Origin of the sequence: Roseburia sp., assembly GCF_041325975.1 — a bacterium.
GTDB classification, from domain to species: domain Bacteria; phylum Bacillota; class Clostridia; order Lachnospirales; family Lachnospiraceae; genus Roseburia; species Roseburia rectibacter.
On the sequence record NZ_JBGLEJ010000005.1, the window covers coordinates 1,023,899 to 1,048,956 of the forward strand.

The window sequence follows — 25,058 nt, forward strand, 5'->3', positions numbered from 1 at the left end:
CTGACTTAGACTTGCCTTATTTTCGTACAACGGAACAAAACGAGTCCCGGCTTGATGCAATTTGCCAATCGAAAACCCCCGGAACCACCCTACACGAGGAAACTCATGTCACCCGCAAACCAGCATTTATCGGAAATGTCATCAGCCTATAAAAAACAGGAATCCCACTTCTGGAATTCCTGCTTTTCGCGTAACCATTTTAAACCGTTACTTTTTTTCTATGCAATAGCTGTTTATTTCAAAAATCCAAACAACCCTTTTTTCTCATATGGCTCTTTTTTGACTGCCCCTGACTCATACCCTGTTCCGTCAATGACAGCCTTCAATTCCTGCTCATCGATATCCTGTTCCGTGATGATCACGGTCTGCTTTTTGCCATGAGAGGAAGATACTTTTTTGACCGGAAATGCCCCGCGAACTGCTTCATTTACATGATTTTCGCACATGCCGCACTGCATTCCGTCTACGTCCACCGTAATCTTTAACATAAATTTCTCCATTTCTTATCAGCCTGCTTCTTCACAGTCGCAGGACTGCACTACAACGCTTTTGATTCCCTGTTTGTCGACATAACCACATGCTTTTAAACCTGCAAGTACGACTGCATTCCAGCTTTTTGCGGATAATTCTTTTACAGTATCATCATCAAGTTCGATCGTACATGCCTTTTCTCTGTCACATACCGCCCCGCATGCGATCCGATACATATTTTTTCTGCTGATAGCCCCGATTTCTTCTAATAAATTGACCATGCGATAAACAGTTGCCGCGCCGATTCCCGGATCAACTTCTGCTGCTCTGTAATAAATTTCCTTGCAGCATGAACAATCTTCATTGAGAATCACGTCAAGCAGCATCAGACGCTGTTTGGTAATACGACAACCCTGTTCTCTCAATCTTTGAATGACAATTTCTTTCTGCATCTGGGTTCTATGGTAATTCGCCGTTTCATGATTTTTCTTTTTCTGACTGTTTACTCCTGCTGTCATGGTCTCCTCCTGTATTAATGACAGTGCCCTCCGCACTGACTGCAATCTCCTCCGCACTGAAGAGATTTTCCGTTTTTCTTATCGTGAACCATGCTGCGGATGATAAGCCCTACAATTACCACAACGACTGCTCCCGTTACAATTGTTCCCATAAGATAATCCTCCTTGTTTTCCGAAGGAAAATGCGACTGCCACTGCAGGAGCAGAGGATTTTCCTCCTTGTTTTCCTCCTTGTTATAAATATGGCTGCCGTGTCAACACACGGCAGCCACTTTAGAAGCAGTGCTTATCTTGCGCCTGCCATGCCTTTTACATTTACTTTTAATGTATCGCTCTCTTTATAAGGTCTGAATAACAGATATAACAGACAAGCAATTAGTATGAATGCAACAACTGTTCCAATGCCGAACGTACCTGTTGTGATCAATGTACCGATCTGATAGATACATAAGGATACTACGTATGCGAGACCGCACTGATATCCGATTGCAAACCAGAACCATTTTGCATTATTCATCTCTCTCTTGATTGCTCCCATTGCAGCGAAGCAAGGTGCACATAAGAGGTTGAATACCAGATAGCCATATGCAGCTACCGGAGTCATAACAGCTGCAAGATTGCCCCAGAACTCGGCACCATCTTCTGCAACTTCTGCAAAACCAAATAACATACCAAATGTTGCTACGACGTTTTCTTTTGCAATCAGACCGCTGACTGCTGCAACTGACATCTTCCAGCCGTTACCACTCTGTGTCCATCCAAGAGGTGCAAAAATCCATGCGATTGCGGAACCAACTTTTGCAAGAATACATTCTGCCTGTGCAGCCTCAAGTGTTGCACCTTCCAGACCATCAAAACTTAACATTCCAAAGCCAGCGTCTGTCCATCCAAAGTTCATTAAGAACCATAAGATGATTGTTGATAATGTGATAATTGTACCGGCTTTTTTGATGAAAGACCAGCCACGCTCCCACATACTTCTTAATACGTTTCCAACTGTTGGCCAGTGATATGCCGGAAGCTCCATAACAAATGGTGCCGGATCGCCAGCGAACATTTTTGTTTTCTTTAAAATAATACCGGAGCAGACGATTGCTGCCACACCTACGAAATAAGCACTCCATGCAACCCATCCGGCGTTGTTGAAGAAAGCACCTGCGATCAATGCGATGATCGGAAGTTTTGCTCCACAAGGGATGAACGTTGTTGTCATGATCGTCATTTTACGGTCACGGTCATTTTCGATCGTTCTTGAAGCCATGACACCAGGAACACCACATCCACTACCGATCAGCATCGGAATGAATGATTTTCCGGAAAGTCCGAATTTACGGAACACACGGTCCATGATGAATGCGACACGTGCCATGTAACCGCAGGACTCTAGGAATGCAAGGAACAAAAACAGTACAAGCATCTGTGGTACGAAACCAAGTACTGCACCAACACCGGAGATCACACCATCTACGATCAGACCTGTCAGCCAGTCAGCGCATCCGATATTTTCAAATAAGCTCTGTGCTCCCGGGATGATCCATTCACCGAAGAGTGTATCATTTGTCCAGTCTGTTAAAATAGCACCAACCGTCGTTACAGATACATAATATACCAAAAACATGACAACTGCAAAGATTGGGATTGCAAGCCAGCGGTTTGTTACGATACGGTCGATCTTATCGGACGTTGTAAGTTTTTCTTTATTGCTCTTTGTGATACATTCACCGATGATAGATGAAATGTATACATAACGCTCATTTGTGATAATACTTTCTGTATCATCATCAAATTTATCTTCCATTTCTTTGATCTCGTTTGATACATCCGGAACAGATTTCATCTGCTCTTTGATCTTGTCATCTTTCTCTAATAACTTGATTGCGAAGAAACGTTTCTGATCTTCTGCAACGATACCTGTCAGCTTGTTTTCAACTTCTGCAATCACTTCTTCAGCATCTTTGGAAAATTCATGTACCGGAACCATATTTTTCTTCTGCTGTGCAAGTGCTACTGCTTTCTCAGCAGCTTTCTGGATACCGGTTCCTTTTAATGCAGAGATCTCAACAACCTCACATCCAAGTTTTTTGCTTAACTTGTCAATATGTATCTTATCACCATTCTTTTCAACAAGATCCATCATGTTGACTGCCATGATAACCGGAATACCAAGTTCCATAAGCTGTGTGGACAGGTACAGGTTACGCTCGATATTGGTACCATCTACGATATTTAAGATAGCATCCGGTCTGTCGCTGATCAGGTAATTACGTGCAACGACTTCCTCAAGTGTGTACGGAGATAAGGAATAGATACCCGGTAAATCCATGATAACAACATCCTTATGTCCTTTTAATTTACCTTCTTTTTTTTCTACTGTTACTCCAGGCCAGTTACCCACGAATTGGTTGGAACCAGTCAAAGCATTAAATAAAGTTGTTTTTCCGCAGTTCGGGTTACCTGCAAGTGCAATTTTTACTGCCATAACTTTTCTCCTTTTATTTTAGTTTGCTACAACTTGCTTGTGTTTGTTTGTGCTGTCTTATGTTTGATTGTGCTGTCATGTGTTTGTTTTTTCTTCCTTTTGTTAGCACTTGCTAACATCAGGGTAAAAAAATTTACTCTACCTCGATCATCTCAGCATCTGCTTTTCTTAAAGATAACTCATATCCTCTTACAGTTACTTCGATCGGATCGCCAAGCGGTGCTACTTTTCTTACAAAAATATCAACACCCTTCGTGATGCCCATGTCCATGATTCTTCTTTTGACCGGACCCTCGCCAGTCAGTTTCTTGACCTTTACGGTACTGCCGCAGGCTACTTCTTTCAACGTCTTCATCGTTCTGCTCCTTTTTCATTTTTATATCATGAAACTGTGCTGTTGCAACAGTTTTATACCATAATTTTATTCGCCATATCTTTTCCGATCGCAACTCTTGAATCCTTGATGTTGACGATCATATTCCCGTCGATCTCTGATACGACTGTCACTTCTCCGCCTGGAACAAATCCAAGATTCTCTAAAAATCTTCTGGTTTCTTCTTTTCCACCGACTTTTTTAATAATACTCGGTTCTCCTGTGTTTAACATAGTAAGCGGCATCATTTCTTCCTCTTTTCTCCTACTGTATTGATAATGATTTTCATTTCTTACGTTGGTTAGTATATGCTAACGTTCATTAGATGTCAATAACATTATTGATATTTTTTCTCATTTATTTTCGTTTCATGTAAAAAAACGGATTGCAGGAACTACTTTATACACTATTATCATCAAATTACACAACATTTTGGAATATTTTTCCATTTTATGTGCCATTATAGACAACAACAGATTTTTCTCCCACAATCCGTTTTCTATTCTTATTTGACAAATTATTGCTGTCTCAACTCAAAACTGACCTTTACTGTAAAAAGATCCGCCATCGTTTCCACTTCAAATATTCCTCCGCAGGCCTCCGTAAAACTTTTCGCAATCGAAAGTCCCAGCCCGCTTCCGCCATCGGTACGGCTCTCATCCCCTCTTGTAAAACGTGCGGTAAAATCCACATCCTGTTTTAATTCACTGCGCGATGTATTGCGAATATCTGCAACTGCAGCATTTTTCTCTGTTTTTAATGAAATATAGATCCGTGAACCCTCCAGCGAATATTTGAGTGCATTACCGATCAGATTCTGGAATACCCGGTACATCCGGTCTCCGTCGGCATATACCATGACCGCCTCCTTAGGTATATCAATTTTGAATTTGTACGGGCTCTTTTGAATCTCACCGTCCATATCTGCAAGTGTCTGCCGCAGAAGCTTTCCAAAATCAATTTCTTCCACCTCGACCGCAAGCTGTCCGGATGCCGCTTTGCTGACAGAAAATACATCCTGCACCATATTTTTCAGCCGCTCCGATTTTTCTTCCAGAATCCGGATATAATCCTGAATCTCCGGTGACAGATTTTCCTCCTGTTTTAACAGCTCAATATAACTGATAATGGAGGTCAGCGGTGTTTTAATATCGTGGGATACATTTGCCACCAGTTCCACTTTCATGCGCTCGCTCTTGATACGCTCCTCTATCGCAGTTTCCATGCCCTGTCCGATCTGCTCTAACGTTTCTTCCATGGCGCGGATATCACTGTCTTGTGCTTTCACCATATCCGCCGGTTCATAATGTCCACTGCTGATCTCTGTAATCCGTTTTGAAAGCTGTTCTAAAGATCTTGCCAAATTCCGGTTTCTTTTCTGATAGAAATATTCCATACCAAGCAGGATACAAAATACCCCTGCAAACCCGGTCAGCAGTAACAGCCAGTAAATAAAATTTGCCAGTCTGTAATTTACGATCAGCAGCAAAATAAGCATCACACACGTTAACGCCAGCCCAAATACCGTAATTCCAATGATCCCATACAGAGCCCTTACCAGCCGTTTTGCAAATGGCAGGGACATATTTTTTGTCTCTGCCTGTGCGAGCAGTTTTCCGAAAAATCCATTTTGCCAGATTTTTTTATTATATTTTGCATCATTGATCCAGAAATAACAGAGCCAAAAAATCACCGGCAGTTCCACCAGACCCGGAAAATCATACTGTATCCTCAAGACAAGAAGCAGCACCAGAATCGTAGCTAAGATTTTCCATTCAAACCAGATTTTCGCACTCAGGGCGGCGATCACGCTATCTTCCTGTTTCTTTGCATCTTTGAAAAATCTGCTGGCACACAGACAAAGAATGCCTGCAATGATAAAATAAATTGCCTGTATATAGCGTTTATGCTGCTGCGTCCACCGTATGTTAAGATCGTAAAAAGAATTACAGATCCAGGAATTTCCGGCATCATCTTCTCCCATATACTGCACCGGATCTTTTGCTATGATGATCCGGATATCCGCTTTCTCCCAGGATTTTTTTCCCATCAGGTTTTGAAAACCCGGTACATACCAGTCCTCTCCCTCGCGGTAAATGCCATCTCCATAGACATCCTGCTCCACTCCGTCTTTTTCGATCGTCACTTTTTTCCCATCAAAATGAAATGCATAATTATACCCCTCCGGAAGATTTTTTAACAAAGCAGCCGTGTTGTTTTTCCCATCAGAGGATGCGCCATCTGATGATGTAGCATCTGTTACATCATCAGGCATATTTGAATACATTATTTTTCCGTCATAGCAGATCTCATAGAAAAAATTATGATCCTTATTAACGTCCGCAAAATATTCTTCTTCGCCTTTTTCCTGATAACCGGTACTGTCGTCAGACGCCATATAAATATGTTCCGTGTCTGACACCTCCTCATACGTCGTGGAAGAGTTCTCATCTGTGCCCGCAGTCTCTGCTGCATCCGGGTTTTCATAAATGTCCGACGTCGCAGCCGTGTCCACTACATACTCCGAAATTCTGTTATTTGTTCCAAACAGCCTATCAAAAAAATTTCCTCCCGATGACAGATAATCGTCAATATTTTCCTCAGTCACAGCACTGCCGCTATATCCGCTGTCCCCATGATAGTTTCCTGTCGCCACATCAAGAAACGTATAAAATCTGTTCAGCACGGTGTTTCTAAATTCTTTAGACTCCTGATAGTCCTTTTCTTTCAGTTCCGCACAGACCTCATCCACACCGATATAATAGCTCTCATATGCAAATCTGCCGATTCCTGCCATCAGCATACTGATTCCGATAAAGAACACTAAAAATACAATCCTATTTTTCCATTTTTTCGATTTTATAGCCAATTCCCCACACCACCTTTAAATATTCCGGCTCTTTTGGATTGAGTTCAATTTTTTCACGGATGCGCCTGATATGGACCATGACCGTATTTTCGCATGCATACCCCTGCTCATTCCAGACACGCTCGTAAATTTCCTCCGCCGGGAAAACGCGTCCCGGATGTTTCATCAAAAGCTCCATGATCTTTGTCTCCGTCGCAGTCAGTCTGACCGGCTCTTTGTCCACATAAAGCACTCGCTCATTCGTATGGAACTCCAGTCTGCCATTCGTGATACATCCATCATCATCTGCTTTATGAATATCCCCAAGACTTGTATACCTGCGGAGATGACTTTTCACACGCGCTGCTAACTCCTGTGGATTGTAAGGTTTTGCCACATAATCATCCGCTCCCATGGACAGTCCTAAGACTTTGTCTGTGTCCTCACTCTTTGCACTGAGCACAATGATCGGAATGTTTTTTCGCTCGCGTATTTTCAATACCGCAGATAATCCGTCGAGTTTTGGCATCATGACATCCATGATCACCAGATGTACCTTCTGCTCCGCTATGAGCTCTAATGCCTGCATGCCATCATACGCTTTTAATACCTGATATCCCTCCTTTTCCAAAAGTATTGCGATTGCCCTTACGATCTCGCGGTCGTCATCCACGACTAATATACATTCACTCATGCTGTATTTACTCCTCCTTAAAGCCTGTGTCTATCTTATCCGGGGCTTCTTACAAAAAAAGTGGGATATTTCTTACAGATTTCTTACAATTTTCCACCGTTCTTATTATTTTTCTCCCTTTTTGCTATTCATTTTGATTTCCGCTTTTTTTATTTCCATAGTAATATACTCCATTCAAACAACGATTTTAATTTCTTTGCCTCATCCCGCCAAATTTAAAATTATCAATTATACCATCACTCAAGTCGATTTTTCTATAATGAGCTTCCGCAGGCCGTGAAAATTCCTCATCTGTTGGAACAACATTTTCTTCACAATACTATTCTCGTAACCATCTACAGATATCAACCACTCGCACTCCTTTGTAATCATAAGTTTCGTGATGTGTTCTTGCAATTATCATCTTAGGATATGCATCTCTTATTGCAAGCAAAGGCGAATATTCTCTTTCAAATGTTTTTTCATCTGAAATATTATCGCTTACCTGAATATATATTTGAGCCTCACGTTTCTTAGCCACAAAATCCACTTCTTTTTTATAGAGTTTTCCAACATATACCTCATATCCTCTTCTGCGTAACTCCAGATAAACAATATTCTCATAAACTCTTCCAAAATCCATGTTTCGTGTACCATTGACTGCATAACGGAATGATGAATCGCAAAGATAATACTTACTATTGTTCGCTAAGTATTTTTTTCCCTTTAAATCATACCGTTTTGCTTCATAGAACAGAAAAGCATTTTCCAAGTAACCAATATACTTCGATACCGTCTTTCTGCTTATCTCACTTTGATCAATCTTTAAGGTTTTGCTGATATTATTTGGAGAAAGTAAGTTACCGATATTATCCATCATAAATTCTGATATATTGGTAAACTCTGATTTATTTCTTATCTTATACTTTTCCACCAAGTCTCTGATAAGAATAGTTGAATACACATCTCTAACATAGTCATACTGTCTATCCTCAGTCTTATATACATAAGCCCCCGGCATGCCACCAGTTCGGACATACTGATCAAATGCATCATCATATCCATCTGTAATTTTATAATAAGTTAGATATTCCACGAAAGAAAATGGATATACCTTTATTTCCATCGTTCTTCCAGTAAAAAGTGTTGCTAAATCTGAACTCAGCAAAAATGCATTTGAACCGGTAATGTAAATATCATAGATTCCTTTTGCGTAAATACTATTGATTGCAAGCTCAAACTGAGGACACAACTGAACCTCATCAATCAATAAAACATTAGCCATGCCCTCTTTGTGCTGATCCAAGATGTACTTATGCAATGCGTGATATTCTAACAAATAATCAAACTCTAATTCCTGAAGATTTATCATTACAATATTTATGGGGTTCTCTAATGACTGCAAGTATGTAACGAACTCTTGCAACAATACTGATTTGCCGCTTCGTCTGATACCCGTGATAACTTTTATATCTGGTGTTCCATACAATTCAATCAGTTCATCTAAATACTTTTTTCTCACTATAAGCTGCATGGTGCCATCTCCTATTCCCGCTTTTAGAATTTTTTTCATTTTTCGGTAATATGATTTTCAGACACATATTAACACAATCTGTGTCTTCTGTCATTATTCTATTCCCACTTTTAAAAAAATATTCATTTTTCGGTAATAAGCACCCACAAAAACCAATCTACAGTACTATCTAAAAAAAGAAGCCAGCATATTGCACAATGTCATTAGGTTAACATTGGCATATTACATGGCTTCCTACTTATCTTTTATAACCAATTTGTAAGATGAATTTTTATTTATCAAGTAACTTTACAATCTCCACAGGAAGTTATCTTTTTCTTCCTAAATATCGGCATACTTTTGATTTGTATTGCAGGTACTCATTTCCGAATGCTTCTATCAAAAAATCTTCCTCTACATTGACTACCTGTAAATGAAAAAATACCACTGCAAAACCTGTGGCAAAGCAAAGAATCCAATTAAAGAACGAAAACAATATTCCTATATACATTAAATCAAAACCCAAAAATGCAGGATTTCTGCTAATAGAATAGATGCCTGTTGTTACCAAATTGGTCTTTTCTTCTTTTTGCACACCTGCTCTCCAATTTTCCTTCATCTGTGTAACAGAAACAATAAAAGCAAGTACACCGAACATTGTTATTACAACTCCTGTAAATTGCAACACAATATATGCTGTTCCCGAATAAAACACAATACTGATAATCTGTATTACAGGAAGCAAATATGTGATTATTTTAAGAGCTACTTCTATAAATTTGACAAAACCCTCTTTTCCTTTCCCTAATTGGTCTGTCTTTATGCCTTGCTTTTTCTGACTAATCAGCTTTGCAAAATAGCAGATGTAGAACACTGCCATCAGTGAAATTGTAACAATTTTTATTATCATCGTGTACCTTCAACCTCCGATTGAGATTTCACCTGTTTTAAGAGATTTAACTGTTATATTTTGTTATTAAATTCTCCGCAAACCCTTGAAAACACTGGATTTGTTGCAGGTGAGCTTTCCCTTATTTTTTCCCTTGTGTTATATTTATGAACTCTGATAAGGGCAAATACAAGGGCAAAAAAATTATATAAAACAGTATAACACAAAATAAAAGTGACATGGTGAACTGATTGAAATGCTTCTTAATTTTTGCTACTAATGATTGATTAAATGATAAGGAGATGGGATACGATGAGAACAATATTTGCAGAATACAATCCACAACGAAACAGCATTGACATTTATACAAATGTTGGCTATATGCTTCGCATTGACTGCTGGGAAGCCGAAAAGGATTTAAAAACCACACCCGGATCAGACTGTGCATTGACTTCACTTGCAGTCGATGAACCACTTGAATATGCGAGATTATATCTTGAGTGCAATTTACAGATGTGGGTAGATACAGAAGATTCATTAGAGTTATAAAATGCAAGCAGCCTGTATGCTTCATTACACACAGGCTGCTTAATCAAATTTATTATAATTGATGAAAAATCGGTTGCATTTTGTCAAAAGTACAAAACTTTTTGAAACCAAGTGCTTTTAATTCCTGTTATGATACTGAGGATATCCCAGCAATACTTGCTATCCCTGATACCTTATTCTTTCTACCAGCGTTTCCTTTTTCAGATTACTGCTTAAAACGCAGGAAAGCACAATCTGCAAAAGGCTGACCAGCAAAATCATAGCAAGAATTGGTGTAATTGGAACATGATAGACATTCATTCCAAATATCCCATTATGCTTTGCATAGGCAAAGAGCACGTAGCCAAGTGGCAGACCAACGACAAGTGCTACACATATGGTACCAACCGTAAAAATCAGTCCCTGTAACTGCAGGCATAAATTTAATTGTTTATTTGTCATACCCACAGCCTGTAATATACCATATTCCTGCTTTTTTGTCGTAATATTCATGATCATGGTATTCGCCATATTCATAAACCCGATGAGTCCTACAACCGCCATAAACAGATAACAGCCAAGCTTCATCATACGGGCTGCGACTTCTGCATATTGTAACTGCGCATGATAAGTATCCATTTTTATATGTGAAGTATTAGAAATCAATGTATTCAGATTTTGCTCCACAGATGCCACATCTTTTTTGTCACAGTCCACCCACAGATAGCCATAGGCTGTTCCTCTCGGATTCATGGAACGGTATACACCTTCCGGAATGACAAGATAAGTGTCCGCATTTACAAAGGATCCTGCAATCTTCCCCTGATAGGTATAGGTTTCACTTCCATTCTCAAAGTCAAATGCAATGGATTCACCCGGAGCATATCCATCTTGTTCCATCCACGCCGACCAGCCAAAGAAAATATCACCATTCTTTACCGCCTGATCATAGTCCATAGAGCCAATATCCCCGTCCTGGCGCATAAAATCAAAATCCTTTTTACTCACAATATCAGCCGGAAATCTCGTTTCGTTCAAATTTATAGAGACAATCTCTCTCGTCATGACATCTGTCACTCCCGGAATGCTTTTGATTTCTTCAATCAGCGAATCATTCAATGGATTATCCGTCAGAATCGTATCCAGATTATTCTCCGGATATCTTTCATCATACTCAGCAGAATAGTCAAGCTGCAGTTCAAATTGTCCATGATTAACGGAAAGACGTGCTTCATGCTCCGTGTCAATATTTCCCACATAATTAGAGATAATCACAAACAATGTGCAGGAAAGCCCCATTGTGAGGATGGTACCAATGGTTCTTTTTGGGTTACCCATTACATTTGCCATTGCCATAGAAAACACGGTGACATTTTTTCTGCCATTTCGTTTTCCTTTTTTGTGTGTTTCTGCATTTTCTAAATACCGTGTTGCTTCGATAGGTGAAATCCGTGAAACAATTTTCATTGGTTTACGCAGTGCCAAAGCAACGGTAAGAAATGATACGAAAATACATAGAAGCATAACAGGCAGGGAAAACAGTGGCACCTGCTGATTTTGGACTCCCATAGAGCCAGTTTGGGTTGATACAAGGTTTCCCTGTTCTACCAGCCAGTTAAAACCGCATTTTGCAATCAGAAAACCAAGAAGCAATCCAACCGGCATTGAAAAAAAGGTCAAAAAAATGCCCTCTCTGAAGATCAGTTGTTTCATCTGCTTTTTTGTCGCTCCCAGAGCCTTGATTTTTCCATACTCCTGTATCTTGTTGACAATACCGACCTGAAAAATATTATAAATGACCACAACAGAGAAAAGTACAATTGCAAGAATCAGAATTCCACATACCGCAATCGTTTCATAACTCGGCTGCAAGACCCATTGCAAATAGAGATCATTGACTATAACGTTTTTTTCTTCGATTCCACAAGCTGCTGCAATCTGCTTTATAACCGGTTCAATATTATTCATAGATACATTTGCAGAATCATTTAAAGTAAAATAAATATTATACTGTCTGTCATTCTCTGCGACGTGCTCATCATAAAACTCCTGTGACCCGAAAGCAACATAAGATGCCTCTATGGTATACTCATCCCGATCATATAGGATTCCGCTGACAACAAATTCTTCCGGCTTATATTCTGACTGCATCCCTGCGCGGTAATCCAGTGTAACCGTATCTCCGACCTTTACATCATCATATCCCATTGCACGAAAAAATGCTCTTCCTGCGGCAATTTCCTGCGTTCCTCCCGGATACTTTCCTTCCTTTAACTCATATTCCTTATTATAGGGAAGCATTTTTCTTGCAGTCTCATCCATGCAGACAAAACCACCGTTTTCGTTGCCTTTTATGATACCTTCGGTGCACATAGTGCCTGTAGCATCTATTTCCGCACGGCGGTTTACTTCTTTTAACTGCGAGGCATCTGCTGCGACAAACAAACCATAATTGCTTCCATATGAGCCTGCCGCCTGACTTTTCTGTAAACGGATCATTCCATTTCCCACAGTACTGATAATCACAAGCAGCATCGTAGTCAGACATATGGACATCATAATCAGTATACTTCTTGTCCTGTTCTTTTTGTCATTGCTATATGCAATCCTGCTTATTGTCCTCATCTGAAATCCACCACCTGTCCGTCCTCAATTACCAGAATGCGGTCAGCGACCTGTGCGATTTCGTCATCATGGGTAATCATTACAATCGTCTGACCATATTTTTTTGCTGTCATTTTAAGCAGGGCAATCACCTCATCACTGGTCTTAGAATCAAGATTGCCTGTCGGCTCATCCGCAAATATAATTTCCGGACGATTCACCAGTGCTCTTGCAATCGCTACTCTCTGCTGCTGTCCTCCGGATAACTGATTTGGCAGATTATAAATCCGGTTTTCAATCCCCAGAGTTGCAATAATATCATTTACATACGCTTCATCCACTTTTCTTCCATCCAGCCCCAGTGGCAGTACAATATTTTCCCAGACATTAACAGATGAAACCAGATTAAATGCCTGAAAAACAAATCCTATTTTTCTTCTACGGAAAACAGCAAGGGCATCTTCTTTCATCCTGTATAAATCTTTCCCTGCTAAAGTAACACTGCCTTTTGTCGGGGTGTCTAGCCCTCCAAGCATATGAAGTAATGTACTTTTACCGGAACCTGACTTTCCGACAATTGCGACAAATTCTCCCTGCTCAATCTGAATGTCCACCTGATTGACCGCTTTGACCTGATTCTCACCTGCGCCATAAAACTTACAAAGCTGCCTGGTTTCTAATATCACACTCATGTGTTTACCTCCTTTTCAATTCTGTAAAGCGTACCTTTTCAGCACACTTTCTTTGCCTGTTTATATATCATTTTTCAACCTACATGCTGATTGTAGCAATATAATCTTTCATTTCACTTTCAAAAATTGGGCAGAAATCTTACAGAATTGTAAGATTTCTGCCCAATTAAAATTTAACCAACATATGGTAATTGAATCACAAACGTGCTTCCTTTTTTCTTTTTGCCGGAGATTACCGTGATCATACCTCCGTGTTTTTCGATAATTTCTCTCGATAGAAAAAGTCCGATTCCCGTGCCACTCTCTTCCCTGACCTCCCTGGAACCTCCTCTGTAAAATCGTTGAAAAATTTTGTGATACTCATTCTGCGGAATACCGATTCCCTGATCCTCAATTTCCATTCTTACAAGATCGTTTCTTTTTTGTAACCGGATAAATATTTTTGAACCACCCGGACTGTACTTGACCGCATTATCCAGAACGTTGATAAAAGCTTCACCAAGCCACCTTTTATCCTGCACAACCATGCATGTTTCCAGCTCTTTTGCATAGTCAAAAACGAATTCAATTTCTTTCCCATCCGCTTTTGGATAAGTACGGTTCACAGCAGATATGACAGTATCCATAAGCGGAAGTTTTTTCTTATTAATCTGAATCAGTCCGGTTTCCATCTTGGATATTTCAAGAAGCGACTGCAATAATGTCTCCAGTCCATCCAGAGCACTCCGACAACGAATACGAAACTCCTCCTGTTCTGTGGCACTTAAGTCATTCTGCATCAACACACTAAAACATGTATCCAAAGCTGCAACCGGTGTCTTTAACTGGTGAGAGATATCAGAAACCATTTCTTTCGTGCTCTCTTTTTCTTCCCGTGCTTCTTCCTTTAGCAACTGAATATGATGTCCGATTGCTTCAAGCTGGTCATTCAATTTTTCCAGTTCAGCGTGATTTTCCGTTTTCAGTAAATCATCAAATTTATTTTCACGGAATCTGATCAGAATTTCTTCTAACTGGTCTAAAATTTTCTGATGACACGCATCTTCTGTCTTCTTCCAATAAAATAAAATAATCAAAAGAAGCACGCATATCACAGTGCTTACAGCACCGGTCACCATAACCTGATGCCGGAATTGCGAATAAAACACATTCCCTTTATTTCCCCAGTATCCATATTGCTCCAATAATCGCCTTCCCTGTTCGTTGGTTTCAATATCCTTATCCTTAAGCAATTCCGAAACAGCATCCAGCCCGGAAAATTTTTCCTTTGCTGCAATTTCTGTCATAAGATTCATTTTATATTTATAATCTTCATAAAACACATACGTGGTAAAGCAATTTAATATTGCAAACAATAATATGACAGGTAATACCAAGGAGAGCACTACTGTAATCTTCTTGCGATATCTCTTTGTCACTGCCTTACCTCCTGATTCCATATATACCCAAGACCTCTGATATTCTTTATATAGACCGGTGCAGCCGGATTGTCTTCGATTTTCTCACGGAGTCTTCTGATATTGACAGCGATTGTATTTTCATCCACAAAATCCCCTTCCAGATCAAACACATTTTCCAATATTTGTGTTTTTGAAAGAATCTGTTTCGGATTCTGAAGAAAAAAAGTCAGCATTTTCAACTCCGTTTTTGTCAGACTGATTTCACGACTCTTTATCAGGACTTTCATTTCTCCTGCGATAAATACGATATCTCCCGAAATCATCTTTCCGGCTTCCGTTTTCTCCTGTCTGCGGCGGAAATGTGCTTCTATTTTCAAAAGAAGTACCGAAAGACTAAACGGCTTTGTAATATAATCATCTGCCCCTGCTTCATATCCCATGACCTGATCCATCTCCTGATCTAGTGCTGTAAGACAAATAATGTATGTATTATAATTGCATCTCATCCACCTTACAAATTCCAGTCCATTCCCATCCGGAAGATTCACATCACAAATGGTAACATCCACATTATTATCACTTGCAATTCTTTTCGCTTTTTTCATTGATTCTGCTGAAAAAACCTCATATCCGGATTTTTTCAGTGAGAATGTAATTCCACGATTTAAATTTTCATCATCTTCAACCACGAGTATACCTGGCATAGCATATGCACCTCTCTTTATTAACTATATATATCAGCTGGGAGATGACTCCCACCTCTGGCTGTTATTATGTCAAATTCAAAGACATCTGAACATATTTATCCGGTAACTCATGAAGATACCAAAAGCACTCATTTGGATCATAGATAATTCCATTTTCGGCACATCTTTTTCTGAACATATCCATAAGTTTCTCGTTATCAGGGCTTGCCAGGTCATATGCATTTCCATATGTATAGATGTATTTTTTCTTAAGCCCTGGAAAATATCTGTCCAATGCCTGATAAAAATATTCCCTGTCTCCATCCCTTAATGTAACTCCCATGTTGAAGCATATGATTCCTTTTACGCCAGCTTCCATACAGTAATCAAGAATACCATTGATGTTTTCCTTTGTATCATTTATAAAAGGTAATATAGGTGTCAGCCACACGACAGTTGGAATCCCTGCCTTTTTAAATTGCATAAGTGCTTCAAATCTCTCATGGGTTGTAGAAACATTCGGCTCTAAAATCCTGCAGAGTGTTTCGTCATAAGTAGTCATTGTCATCTGTACAACAGCTTTTGCCTTCGCGTTGATTGATTTTAAAATATCCATATCCCGCAATATTCTGGTAGATTTTGTCTGAATTGCAACACCATATTCATATTTGTCAATCAGCTCCAAACATCTTCTGGTCAGTTTTAATTTTTCTTCTGCTTGAAGATAAGGATCGCACATAGCACCGGTTCCTATCATACATTTTTTGCGTTTGGATTTTAATGCCTTTTCAAGAAGCTGTGGAGCATTTGCTTTTACCTCTATATCCTCAAATTCATGTGTAAATCCATAGCAGTTACTCCTGCTGTCGCAATAAATGCAGCCATGCGTACAGCCTCTGTATATATTCATTCCATTATTACTTGAAAGAATTCCCTTTGCTTCTACAAAATGCATATGTACTCTCCCCTAATTCTACAGTCGAGTAGACTAAGACCTCTCAATCTTAGCCCCTCACAGATCCGTACGTGCGGTTTTCCCGCATACGGCTCCTCATAGTAACATTCACTTTAATATAAGCAATAGTACGTTTTAGGCTTTGCTAATGGATAATACTTGAGCATTTCCACAAATCCATTCCATGTGTATGCCCGTCTACAACCTCTCCGATTCATGGCTTTAAACAGAAACTGCTGAACCCTATGTAAAAATGTTGTTATCTTTCGGAAATTCCATGTAACACCATAGTACCGATAGTGTCCGATTAGCTTCACATTCAATTCCTTGATTATCTCTCGCATCGGTCGATTTCGATTATCATAAATCCAGTTCTTATAGGCTCTGACCTTTTGCTCAAACTTCTTTCTTGAAGTCTGTACTTTTGGTGCGAAACCTCCTTTTCGATTTTTGCTGCAGTAGAAAGTAAATCCCAGAAAGTCAAATGTTTCCGGTTTATGTTCCCCTCTTGCCCTGCAACTCTGCTCTGCAAATCTTCCAAATTCAATCAGTCTGCTTTTACTACTCTCAAGTTCCAGACTAAACTTTTCCATTCGTTCTTTTAACTCTTTATAGTATCTTTCAGCTTCTGACTTATGTTGAAATCCTGCAACAAAATCATCCGCAAAGTTGACAAGAAAACACTCTCCCTGCATTTCCTTCTTCACTACAAGTTTGAACCACAGCGTCAACACATGATGCATGTATATATTCGCAAGCATCGGACTCATTACGGAGCCTTGTGCCGAACCTTCCTCTGTTGGTTCAAATTTACCTTGTTCCATTATTCCTGCTTTAAGATATTTACATATCAGCCACAGTAAGTTCTTATCCTGTATGTTCCATTCGAGAAACTTCATCATCCACTCATGGTCGATATGGTCAAAGAACCCTTTGATGTCAGCATCTACGATATAGCTGATTTTCCCATAACTTATCCGTTGATATACCTCTTTTATCGCTTCGTGACAACCTCTGTTCGGTCTGAATCCATACATACAGTTTAGGAATCTTGGCTCATAAATAGCACCCAATATTTTCTTCACTGCCATTTGTACAATCTTATCCTCATAAGAAGCTATCCCTAATGGTCTTTTCTTTCCATTTGCTTTAGGAATGTATACCCTCAGCGATGGAAGTGGCTTAAAGGATTTGTTTTTCAGCCTTTGTACTAAATCCTTGATATTTCTGTCAAGGTTCCTCCCATACTCATCTTTGGTTACCTTGTCGATTCCGACTGCTTTGCTCCCATCTAATTCCTTATGACATTGCTTTAGCATATCTTCATTTATCAAGTGGTACACTGATGTAAATATAGGATGTTTTGATTTTACCGATATCTCAGCTATTCTTACTAATTTCGTTTCCATTATTTCCTCCGTCCCTGAGTACGGATAATGTGTCCTCAGTAAGACCTTTACTATGCAATCCCCTTCCCTCCATCGGCATTACCCGATTTCTACAGTACTATGAGATTGTCCGACTACCTGTCATTCATTTGAAGTCCTCCGTTTTCAGTTGTGACTTCATACTCTTTTTCGAGAAACGGCAGGTTCTCCCCAGTTGATGTGTATTCACAATATAAAACATGATTGGTTCTCTGACTCCGCAGTGCCACATAACACTCGCCATATCGCATTATATGATATTGTCTTCCGCACCAGTTAAGACGTCGACCGACTGAAGTTAACGTTTCGAAGCTCAATCACTATTCAACCCTGCTTTCTTGCTGTCTACGCTTGTCAGATGCCGTTACCGGCATCATCCCAAGACTCGCTATTATCTGGTTGGCTAAACCTTGGATAAACCGGATTCCCACCGGCTTGACTACACACCCTTAGCTGGGCGCACAACTGGAAGTTATAAATATCTTTGCAAATATACCATATCTATTAACTGTACACCGCTCTCATAAATTGGGTGGTCATAATTGTCAGTAAAGAAATTGGGAATCTTGTGAGAACGGGCAAATCCACATTTTTCATAAAATGGTATCGTCAATGGACTGTCACCTGTTCCAACTTGCAAAACAGAATATTCATCTGCATATTTACTGACAAGAAAATCAATTAGTGCTTTGCCATAGCCCTTTCCCTGATTTTCCGGATCGACTGCGATATTCTTGATTTCAAGTATTCCGTTACCTTCATCGGTGACAACACATTCAGCTTTTACATTACCATCTTCAAGTGCATACATAGTACCTTTTTCAAGATAGCGATCAATCATATTTTCCTGCTCATCAGCTAATAGCAATAAGGATATAAACTGCTTTTTATTCTCATTCACTTCTCGTATTTTCATATCCATTACTCCATCAAATTGGAATTTTATCGTTCTTTCATACAATACACATAAGTCTGTACAATATTACGCATATAAATAAACTGATTATGTTTGCTCTATTTGTTTTATAGTTTGCATTTGTCGGATTTCATTTTTTTATTTTGTTATTTCAAGTAAAATCAAATACATGCAATGGGACAATAACAATAATAAGACTAAATAGTAAAGTCACTATCTTTAATATTTTACTTTTTTTCCAGAAAAAATAGTACATTGCAAACTGCAATATTATACTTATTGTAAAATAAAGTATCCACTTTAATTCCCATTGCACAATAGCTATTATTGATTCATAATCAAATTCAGTAAAAATTATGCATACAATAAATATCCAAAGAAAAAGTAAAAATACAATAAATTCGTATCCTGCTAATGCAAGTACTTTTTTTCTTATACTTGCATTTCGCATAAAAAAAACAACCCCAATAGATAATATACACAATAAAAATGTTCTATAATAATCCGAAAAAATTATTTCTGTTATCACATTCGTGTCTCCTATAAAAACTTCTGTTAAATCAGCACAATTTTTCAAATATTGATAGCAGCAATATTCCGATTTTACGCTCTCTGCAACTTCCCGACAAATTCCGATTTTTCGTTCTCTGTGACTTCCCAATAAACGGGAAGTTGTTATTCTTTTACGATTTTATCAATGCAGAAATAAACAGCTATCATAATTAAAGATATTACCAATCCAACATAAAACTCTGGAAAAGCAAATTCGATACTATTATGAATACTCATTTTCCCTGTTATATTCATTATGTGCCAAGTAAAGAAATTGTATATTTCAGAAATTACAATTCCTACTACTCCTAATCCACCAAAAATTTTATTGATTTTTTTATTTTTAAATGGAATCCATACACCTATAATAAAAAATAACACAGATATAATGCCTATTGGATTATACAAGCTAATTAAACCTCTAATCTCTTGTACACCTTTCATTCCACCATATTGATTTAATAACATTGATAATAAACTAATAACAAATGCTATTGTTAATATAATCTTCTTTTTCATAAAATACATCTCACTTTCAAATTACGATTTACTTAAATGCAGTATACCACATGGTCAACGTCAATGATACTATTATTCTCTTTTATGAAATAAAGAAGAAAACGTCCCAAAACCACTTGACATAGTTTTCAAAACCGCTTACACTGTACACTATAACTATTTAATAGGATTGGAGATCATCATGTTTCAGATTATCGTTGACTCTGCGGCAAATATTCCCGCAGAACTTGTAAAAAAATATAAGATCAAAGTTCTTTCTTTTATCAACTTTGTAAATGGAAAAGAAGTCACCTGTTTTGATCCGGAATTATCCCCGGAAGAGGAACGTCAGAAAGGTCATGAATATTACGATGCCGTACGCCAGGGTGCAGATGTAAAGACCGGTCTGATCAGCACTGCCATATTTGAAGATGCATTCCGCAGTGCCATGGAAAATAACGAAGATGTGCTGTATTTCTCGCTTAGCAAAAATATCAGCGGAAATTTCAACTCCGCAAGACTTGCCGCGGAGGATCTGATGCGTGATCCGGTAAACGGCAGAAAAATCCGTCTGATCGATTCACTCAATGCTTCTTTAGCACAGGGAATTTTAGCGATCTACGCAAGTGAAATGCGTGATAAAGGTATGGAGATTGATGAAGTAGCAGATATCTTAGAAACGTACCCTGCAAAGATGAACGGTGTATTTACCGTCGGAGACTTAAAATATCTTTCCAAAACCGGACGTTTAAGCGGAGCAACCGCCCTTGTCGGTAATCTTTTAAATATCAAACCGATCCTACGTGGAAACAAGGACGGTTTTATTGTCCAGTATAAAAAATGCCGTGGAAGAAAGGCTGCATTAAACGAGCTCGTCTCTCTCGTCTGTGACAATATCACAGAACCGGAAAAACAGATCATCGGTATCGCACATGCCGACGCTTACGAAGACTCCCTCTATGTCATGAATAAGATTCAGGAAAAAGTTTCCGTCCGCGATTTTATCAATACTTCTTATGATTTCTGTACCGGAAGCCATGTAGGGCCTGATACCATTGCATTGTTCTTTATGGCAAAAGACAGAGAATTAGGTGCAGACTAAAATTTTTATATGGGCAGGCAATTTCGCCTGCCCTTTTTTCTACAATGCCCTCTCCATGCAGATAAACTGCATATCATAGAGACTGCACTCTCCCACTTTCTCATATCCAAGATGCGCATAAGAACGCATTGCCACCTCATGCCCTTTTCGTACCAGTATGTGAACAGATTTCTTTCCCTGTTTCCGCAGGACATTTATGGCATATGCCATCATCATTCTTGCCAGTTTCTTATTCTGGTATTCTTTTCTGATACAGAGTCTCGCCAGTTCCGCTCCCGGAAGCAGCGCCTCATCCCAGCATTTTAAACTGTCTACGGCTTCGTCTGCATCTATGGAAATGGAAGCTATCAGTTTCCCCTTTTCATTTTCCATCACAAAAAGTGCATTCCTCGAAAGATCTGATTCTATCGTATCAATTCCCGGATAATATTCATTCCAGCCTGCCGCTCCGCCGATCATCGAATGATATAATTCTAACAGCTTTTCCGTATCTTCTATTACAGCCGGGCGGATATATCGCAAAAATGTATAATCCGGAATTTTCAAGGCATCTGCCGCCTTCGCAAAATATTTTTCTTCGATATGCGGCCAGACCTTTTCTTCTGCCTCATTTTCTTTCTGCAATTTTGCAGCCAGATTTACCAGTTCCGGTGTCAGATCCGTTCCTGTCAGAAAAATATGGAGATTATTATTCAAAAACCACGGTGCCATATCATAAAGTCCTGATTCAAAAATATCCTGTATCACCTGGTTGATATCATATGGAATACGCAAAAATTCCGGTTTCCATTCATTTTCCCATGACTCTAAGATCACAGCATGTGCATATCCCGGATCACCGATCGCAATTCCACAGGAACCGGTATTCATATAGGTTTTCCCATGATATCTCATCATTCCCGGATAATGCGTATGTGCTGCAAGCAGATAATCTGTATTGATTTCATCTAAAACTTCTTTTGTCCGCTCACTGTCAAGCTGAAGTAATTCCCTTGTATTGACAGGGGAACCATGACAGCAGATGATCGCAGGATACCCTTCCTTTTCATAACGGAACGTGATAGGAAGATTTTCAAAAAAGTCCAGATCTTTTGGGGTAAGCTGTTCATAAGTATATAAAAGATTACCACTGGCAGAATTTGCGATCCAGTATTTTTCTTCCTCTTCCTGTTCCCTGACTTTACGCTGTTCTGTCATATATTCTTCCCGGTTTCCCCGCAGAACATGACAGGGAAACTGCTCCATCAGTTCATAGAGAATCTCCATCGTCTTTTTTGCACCGGCAGTATCCGAAACAAAATCTCCCAGAAGCAGAAATTCCTCACACCCCGCCTTTATCATGTAGTCCACACATGCCCGAAATGCAATCTGGTTACTGTGGACATCTGCAATCACTCCAATTTTCATCCCAAAATATCGTTCCTTTCATGCTTTGGTCTGTCTAAACATTTTCTTCCTTACAGACATCAACCCAGCCTTTTGCACCGGCAACCTGCTCAAGCTCCGGGATTGTTAATTTTACGGCACTATGGTCATTTCCCGCTGCCGGATATACTGTCGTAAATTTTTTCAGGCTTTCATCGAGATAAACCTCCACACCATCATTGATTCCAAACGGGCACACTCCACCGCAGTGCGATCCTGCCCGGAGGGCTTTAAAACTATCTGTTTCTGTGTAACTCCCTCTTAAATCTCATAATCCATGCAGGATCTCACTGCTGTATATGGTCTTACTTTACTATCTGCCACTGCCACATGTTTCGGATGCACGCTGTATGCTTTCAGTGCTTCTGCGCTCTCAAATGTGGTATCTAACATCACATCCACAGTGGAACTCGGCAGACAGTCAATGCGCACTTTGATCTCTGTCATCCCCGGAATCTGACCGGCAAGTCCTTCTAACCCCTCCTTGATTCCTGCTTTGATCTGTTTTTTCTCCTCGTCCGAAAATTCCTCTTTCAGTTTCCATAAAATAACATGTTTTACCATTTCTCTGACGTCCTCTCTTTATTTTATTATTATTTTTATTACTGTTTTCTTTGCCGTCTGATTGCTTACTTTACTATTTGATTGTCAGCTTTGCCATCTTAAGCAGGCTTTTCTTTCTTATTCTTAAATTTCCTCTTTGCCACCGGTTTTTGCTCTTATCACACAAAGAACCGCACAAAGAATCACAATGCAGACCGGAAGTGTCAGCCAGACAACCGCAACCAGTCCAGCTGCCTTTAAAATACCGATCAGAAGATATCCGACCATACATACACTGCCAACAACCAACACATATGGAAGCTGTGTCACCACATGATTGACATGCTCACAGTGTCCTCCGGCAGATGCCATGATCGTGGTATCGGAAATCGGAGAACAGTGATCTCCACAGACCGCACCTGCCAGACAGGATGCGATGGAAATGACCATCATCTGTCCTTCCGGGAATACCCCGATCACGATCGGGATCAGGATACTGAATGTTCCCCAGGATGTTCCGGTTGCAAACGCTAAAAATGCGGCAACCAGGAAAATGATCATTGGAAGGAATCCCTGCATTGCGGATGCGGAATTTGCCACAAGATCTGCAACAAAATATTTCGCACCAAGCAGGTTTGTCATACCCGACAATGTCCACGCCATCGTAAGGATCAGGATCGGTGCGATCATTGACTGGAATCCATCCGGGATACATTTTGCAAATTCCTCAAAGGATAATACATCGCGCATCATATAATAGATAAATGTAAATACAAGCGTAACAGCACCGCCAAGTACCAATCCCACAGAAGCATCCGAAGCTGCGAATGCATCAACAAAAGAAGCTCCGTCAAAAAATCCTCCGGTATAAACCATCGCAACAATACAGCTTGCGATCAGTACTGCGACCGGGAGTATCAGATCCAGCACATGTGCCTTATCATTGACCACCTCTTCCTCATTCCCCTCATATGGTCTTCCCGGTGTTGTAAACAGATCACCTGCGATCGCATTCATCTCATGTTTTTTCATCGGTCCAAAATCAACCCGGAGTACTGTCACGAGCAATACCATAACCAACGTCAGGATTGCATACAGGTTATATGGGATTGTCTGCAAAAATACGGCAAATCCATTGATTCCCGCATCCTCAGGCACAGAAGATGTCACCGCTGCCGCCCAGGAACTGATCGGTGCAATGATACACACCGGTGCTGCCGTTGCATCAATGATATAGGATAATTTGGCACGCGATACTTTATGCCGGTCTGTGACCGGACGCATCACGCTTCCCACGGTAAGACAGTTAAAATAATCATCCACAAAAATCAGTATACCAAGGACCATGACAGAAATCTGTGCGCCGATCCTGGTTTTGATATGCTTTGACGCCCATTTTCCAAATGCCGCGGAACCGCCCGCTTTATTCAGCATCGAAACAAGTATTCCAAGCATGACTAAAAACACAAGAATACCGACATTCCATGCATCCGCGAGTTTATACACCATGCCTCCGTCTTCCTGAAAAAAGATCGTACCTATCATCAACTCCAGATTAAAATTGGAATATAACAGCCCTCCTGTGATGATTCCTGCTAAAAGTGATGTATATACCTCCTTTGTAATGAGTGCCAGACCGATTGCAATGACCGGTGGCAGTAATGCAAATACTGTCGCATATACGCTGCACTGATAATTTTCCGGATCAGTGACCACTCCGGGTGTATTTGCCGTTACAAACAGTAATACCACGATCACTGCAAGAAAAATAAGCATCCCTATCTGTTTTCTTTTCATATGTGTCCTCCAAACAAACGTTACTGATCTTTTGTCTGTCAACATTCAATCAGAACTTTCCATATTTCTGTATTTCCATACTTTTTATAGTGTAGCGTTTCTTCTGCAATTTTTCAAACATTTTATGCATAATCATGCAATATTACATAAAATAATAGAATACATGATC

The 25,058-nt window shown here is 39.7% G+C and carries 24 protein-coding genes and 1 pseudogene; 2 read left to right on the forward strand and 23 right to left on the reverse strand.

The features are described from left to right. Nucleotides 1-233 precede the first annotated feature (233 nt). The 10 genes from ACDD58_RS16070 to ACDD58_RS16115 all read right to left on the reverse strand — a co-directional run bounded on the left by ACDD58_RS16070 (nt 234) and on the right by ACDD58_RS16115 (nt 9,785). Nucleotides 234-488 carry a heavy-metal-associated domain-containing protein gene (locus ACDD58_RS16070; RefSeq protein WP_117922134.1) on the reverse strand — a complete coding sequence of 85 codons (255 nt, stop codon included), beginning with the start codon at nt 486-488 and terminating at the stop codon, nt 234-236. Nucleotides 489-506: 18 nt separating this feature from the next. Then, nucleotides 507-989, reverse strand: coding sequence for a Fur family transcriptional regulator (locus ACDD58_RS16075; protein WP_118210562.1), 483 nt, complete (start codon nt 987-989; stop codon nt 507-509). Nucleotides 990-1,003: 14 nt separating this feature from the next. Then, nucleotides 1,004-1,141 (reverse strand): FeoB-associated Cys-rich membrane protein, encoded by a 138-nt coding sequence (locus ACDD58_RS16080; protein ID WP_117922132.1) that lies wholly within the window; start codon nt 1,139-1,141, stop codon nt 1,004-1,006. 134 nt (nt 1,142-1,275) lie between these two features. Further along, nucleotides 1,276-3,468 (reverse strand): ferrous iron transport protein B, encoded by a 2,193-nt coding sequence (gene feoB, locus ACDD58_RS16085; protein WP_117922131.1) that lies wholly within the window; start codon nt 3,466-3,468, stop codon nt 1,276-1,278. Between the two features lie 133 nt (nt 3,469-3,601). Continuing rightward, on the reverse strand, nt 3,602-3,823 hold the full coding sequence (locus ACDD58_RS16090; protein ID WP_117922130.1) for a ferrous iron transport protein A: 222 nt from the start codon (nt 3,821-3,823) through the stop codon (nt 3,602-3,604). Nucleotides 3,824-3,876: 53 nt separating this feature from the next. Beyond that, entirely contained in the window at nt 3,877-4,089 is a 213-nt protein-coding gene (locus ACDD58_RS16095) for a FeoA family protein (RefSeq protein ID WP_117922129.1), read from the reverse strand. Between the two features lie 269 nt (nt 4,090-4,358). Next, nucleotides 4,359-6,710: a sensor histidine kinase gene (locus tag ACDD58_RS16100; protein WP_370778396.1), complete on the reverse strand. Its 2,352-nt coding sequence runs from the start codon at nt 6,708-6,710 to the stop codon at nt 4,359-4,361. Further along, nucleotides 6,679-7,383 (reverse strand): response regulator transcription factor, encoded by a 705-nt coding sequence (locus ACDD58_RS16105; RefSeq protein ID WP_117922127.1) that lies wholly within the window; start codon nt 7,381-7,383, stop codon nt 6,679-6,681. The genes ACDD58_RS16100 and ACDD58_RS16105 overlap by 32 nt, the downstream gene beginning before the upstream one ends. Nucleotides 7,384-7,702: 319 nt before the next feature. Continuing rightward, on the reverse strand, nt 7,703-8,896 hold the full coding sequence (locus ACDD58_RS16110; RefSeq protein WP_370778397.1) for an ATP-binding protein: 1,194 nt from the start codon (nt 8,894-8,896) through the stop codon (nt 7,703-7,705). 307 nt (nt 8,897-9,203) lie between these two features. Further along, nucleotides 9,204-9,785, reverse strand: coding sequence for an isoprenylcysteine carboxylmethyltransferase family protein (locus tag ACDD58_RS16115; protein WP_186900172.1), 582 nt, complete (start codon nt 9,783-9,785; stop codon nt 9,204-9,206). Between the two features lie 291 nt (nt 9,786-10,076). Here ACDD58_RS16115 and ACDD58_RS16120 point away from each other — a divergent pair, with 291 nt between their 5' ends. Then, nucleotides 10,077-10,313: a DUF6061 family protein gene (locus ACDD58_RS16120; RefSeq protein WP_186900171.1), complete on the forward strand. Its 237-nt coding sequence runs from the start codon at nt 10,077-10,079 to the stop codon at nt 10,311-10,313. 159 nt (nt 10,314-10,472) lie between these two features. Here ACDD58_RS16120 and ACDD58_RS16125 read toward each other — a convergent pair whose 3' ends face one another. The 9 genes from ACDD58_RS16125 to ACDD58_RS16165 form a co-directional block, all read right to left on the reverse strand. Further along, nucleotides 10,473-12,917, reverse strand: a complete 2,445-nt coding sequence (locus tag ACDD58_RS16125) for an ABC transporter permease (protein ID WP_370778400.1) — start codon at nt 12,915-12,917, stop codon at nt 10,473-10,475. Continuing rightward, nucleotides 12,914-13,588: an ABC transporter ATP-binding protein gene (locus ACDD58_RS16130; protein ID WP_008368866.1), complete on the reverse strand. Its 675-nt coding sequence runs from the start codon at nt 13,586-13,588 to the stop codon at nt 12,914-12,916. Before ACDD58_RS16130 ends, ACDD58_RS16125 begins: the two co-directional genes overlap by 4 nt. 173 nt (nt 13,589-13,761) lie before the next feature. Further along, nucleotides 13,762-15,027, reverse strand: a complete 1,266-nt coding sequence (locus tag ACDD58_RS16135) for a sensor histidine kinase KdpD (protein WP_118210568.1) — start codon at nt 15,025-15,027, stop codon at nt 13,762-13,764. Further along, on the reverse strand, nt 15,003-15,692 hold the full coding sequence (locus ACDD58_RS16140) for a response regulator transcription factor (protein WP_005427500.1): 690 nt from the start codon (nt 15,690-15,692) through the stop codon (nt 15,003-15,005). The genes ACDD58_RS16135 and ACDD58_RS16140 overlap by 25 nt, the downstream gene beginning before the upstream one ends. Before the next feature lie 67 nt (nt 15,693-15,759). After that, nucleotides 15,760-16,629 (reverse strand): radical SAM protein, encoded by an 870-nt coding sequence (locus ACDD58_RS16145; RefSeq protein WP_370778404.1) that lies wholly within the window; start codon nt 16,627-16,629, stop codon nt 15,760-15,762. 113 nt (nt 16,630-16,742) lie between these two features. Beyond that, nucleotides 16,743-18,038 carry a group II intron reverse transcriptase/maturase gene (gene ltrA / locus ACDD58_RS16150; RefSeq protein WP_370778405.1) on the reverse strand — a complete coding sequence of 432 codons (1,296 nt, stop codon included), beginning with the start codon at nt 18,036-18,038 and terminating at the stop codon, nt 16,743-16,745. A 490-nt stretch (nt 18,039-18,528) separates the two neighbouring features. Next, nucleotides 18,529-18,972 carry a GNAT family N-acetyltransferase gene (locus ACDD58_RS16155; protein WP_370778406.1) on the reverse strand — a complete coding sequence of 148 codons (444 nt, stop codon included), beginning with the start codon at nt 18,970-18,972 and terminating at the stop codon, nt 18,529-18,531. A 151-nt stretch (nt 18,973-19,123) separates the two neighbouring features. Next, a complete protein-coding gene (locus ACDD58_RS16160; RefSeq protein ID WP_055039029.1) occupies nt 19,124-19,501 on the reverse strand; it encodes a hypothetical protein in 378 nt (125 codons plus the stop codon). Nucleotides 19,502-19,647: 146 nt separating this feature from the next. After that, nucleotides 19,648-20,043, reverse strand: a complete 396-nt coding sequence (locus ACDD58_RS16165; protein ID WP_370778407.1) for a hypothetical protein — start codon at nt 20,041-20,043, stop codon at nt 19,648-19,650. A gap of 181 nt (nt 20,044-20,224) precedes the next feature. Between ACDD58_RS16165 and ACDD58_RS16170 the strand changes: the two genes are divergently transcribed. After that, entirely contained in the window at nt 20,225-21,124 is a 900-nt protein-coding gene (locus ACDD58_RS16170) for a DegV family protein (protein ID WP_370778408.1), read from the forward strand. A gap of 39 nt (nt 21,125-21,163) precedes the next feature. Here ACDD58_RS16170 and ACDD58_RS16175 read toward each other — a convergent pair whose 3' ends face one another. The 4 genes and pseudogenes from ACDD58_RS16175 to ACDD58_RS16190 all read right to left on the reverse strand — a co-directional run bounded on the left by ACDD58_RS16175 (nt 21,164) and on the right by ACDD58_RS16190 (nt 24,889). Further along, on the reverse strand, nt 21,164-22,531 hold the full coding sequence (locus ACDD58_RS16175; protein WP_370778409.1) for a GNAT family N-acetyltransferase: 1,368 nt from the start codon (nt 22,529-22,531) through the stop codon (nt 21,164-21,166). 34 nt (nt 22,532-22,565) lie between these two features. Next, a pseudogene (locus ACDD58_RS16180) lies at nt 22,566-22,754 on the reverse strand (YbaK/EbsC family protein); the annotation flags it as partial. Nucleotides 22,755-22,810: 56 nt separating this feature from the next. Further along, nucleotides 22,811-23,113 (reverse strand): Dabb family protein, encoded by a 303-nt coding sequence (locus ACDD58_RS16185; protein ID WP_117922115.1) that lies wholly within the window; start codon nt 23,111-23,113, stop codon nt 22,811-22,813. Nucleotides 23,114-23,236: 123 nt separating this feature from the next. Further along, on the reverse strand, nt 23,237-24,889 hold the full coding sequence (locus ACDD58_RS16190) for a Na+/H+ antiporter NhaC family protein (protein WP_370778410.1): 1,653 nt from the start codon (nt 24,887-24,889) through the stop codon (nt 23,237-23,239). Between the last annotated feature and the right edge of the window lie 169 nt (nt 24,890-25,058).

Excerpts from the sequence above, each read along its gene's own strand:
- ACDD58_RS16070 (WP_117922134.1), bottom strand. The coding sequence starts at position 488 with ATGTTAAAGATTACGGTGGACGTAGACGGAATGCAGTGCGGCATGTGC.
- ACDD58_RS16075 (WP_118210562.1), bottom strand. The coding sequence starts at position 989 with ATGACAGCAGGAGTAAACAGTCAGAAAAAGAAAAATCATGAAACGGCG.
- ACDD58_RS16080 (WP_117922132.1), bottom strand. The coding sequence starts at position 1,141 with ATGGGAACAATTGTAACGGGAGCAGTCGTTGTGGTAATTGTAGGGCTT.
- feoB (WP_117922131.1), bottom strand. The coding sequence starts at position 3,468 with ATGGCAGTAAAAATTGCACTTGCAGGTAACCCGAACTGCGGAAAAACA.
- ACDD58_RS16090 (WP_117922130.1), bottom strand. The coding sequence starts at position 3,823 with ATGAAGACGTTGAAAGAAGTAGCCTGCGGCAGTACCGTAAAGGTCAAG.
- ACDD58_RS16095 (WP_117922129.1), bottom strand. The coding sequence starts at position 4,089 with ATGATGCCGCTTACTATGTTAAACACAGGAGAACCGAGTATTATTAAA.
- ACDD58_RS16105 (WP_117922127.1), bottom strand. The coding sequence starts at position 7,383 with ATGAGTGAATGTATATTAGTCGTGGATGACGACCGCGAGATCGTAAGG.
- ACDD58_RS16110 (WP_370778397.1), bottom strand. The coding sequence starts at position 8,896 with ATGCAGCTTATAGTGAGAAAAAAGTATTTAGATGAACTGATTGAATTG.
- ACDD58_RS16115 (WP_186900172.1), bottom strand. The coding sequence starts at position 9,785 with ATGATAATAAAAATTGTTACAATTTCACTGATGGCAGTGTTCTACATC.
- ACDD58_RS16120 (WP_186900171.1), top strand. The coding sequence starts at position 10,077 with ATGAGAACAATATTTGCAGAATACAATCCACAACGAAACAGCATTGAC.
- ACDD58_RS16125 (WP_370778400.1), bottom strand. The coding sequence starts at position 12,917 with ATGAGGACAATAAGCAGGATTGCATATAGCAATGACAAAAAGAACAGG.
- ACDD58_RS16130 (WP_008368866.1), bottom strand. The coding sequence starts at position 13,588 with ATGAGTGTGATATTAGAAACCAGGCAGCTTTGTAAGTTTTATGGCGCA.
- ACDD58_RS16135 (WP_118210568.1), bottom strand. The coding sequence starts at position 15,027 with ATGGAATCAGGAGGTAAGGCAGTGACAAAGAGATATCGCAAGAAGATT.
- ACDD58_RS16140 (WP_005427500.1), bottom strand. The coding sequence starts at position 15,692 with ATGCCAGGTATACTCGTGGTTGAAGATGATGAAAATTTAAATCGTGGA.
- ACDD58_RS16145 (WP_370778404.1), bottom strand. The coding sequence starts at position 16,629 with ATGCATTTTGTAGAAGCAAAGGGAATTCTTTCAAGTAATAATGGAATG.
- ltrA (WP_370778405.1), bottom strand. The coding sequence starts at position 18,038 with ATGGAAACGAAATTAGTAAGAATAGCTGAGATATCGGTAAAATCAAAA.
- ACDD58_RS16155 (WP_370778406.1), bottom strand. The coding sequence starts at position 18,972 with ATGAAAATACGAGAAGTGAATGAGAATAAAAAGCAGTTTATATCCTTA.
- ACDD58_RS16165 (WP_370778407.1), bottom strand. The coding sequence starts at position 20,043 with ATGAAAAAGAAGATTATATTAACAATAGCATTTGTTATTAGTTTATTA.
- ACDD58_RS16170 (WP_370778408.1), top strand. The coding sequence starts at position 20,225 with ATGTTTCAGATTATCGTTGACTCTGCGGCAAATATTCCCGCAGAACTT.
- ACDD58_RS16175 (WP_370778409.1), bottom strand. The coding sequence starts at position 22,531 with ATGAAAATTGGAGTGATTGCAGATGTCCACAGTAACCAGATTGCATTT.
- ACDD58_RS16185 (WP_117922115.1), bottom strand. The coding sequence starts at position 23,113 with ATGGTAAAACATGTTATTTTATGGAAACTGAAAGAGGAATTTTCGGAC.
- ACDD58_RS16190 (WP_370778410.1), bottom strand. The coding sequence starts at position 24,889 with ATGAAAAGAAAACAGATAGGGATGCTTATTTTTCTTGCAGTGATCGTG.